The organism is Pseudomonas sp. F220 (assembly GCF_057813935.1).
The window spans coordinates 1-255 of record NZ_JBVASJ010000206.1; the positions used below are offsets into that span (position 1 = coordinate 1).

General features: G+C 66.7%; 1 protein-coding gene. It reads left to right on the plus strand.

Translation table 11 applies throughout. From position 1 onward, the window contains the following. A partial coding sequence (locus ACZYSM_RS29655; RefSeq protein WP_489077254.1) for a type VI secretion system domain-containing protein occupies nt 1-255 on the plus strand: 255 nt, incomplete at both ends.

Genomic DNA, 255 nt, shown 5'->3' on the forward strand with positions numbered 1-255 from the left:
ACGGAACCCCCTTCGCCGACCAGACCACCCGCGACTGGATCACCCAGCACGTCAGCGGTAATCGTGCGCAGCAATGGTTACCGGAACCGAAGGTGGTGGTCTCCACTGGACACGCCGAAATTCTGTCATTGGAGGGTGAAGCCCTGGCCCTGGCCGACAGTGACGGCGTGGAGGCGGCGCTTGCCTGGCTGGCTGCCCGGCCCGACGTGCAGACCGGGCGCCAGCGTTGGCTGTTGCGCCTGTTGATGGCGCGAG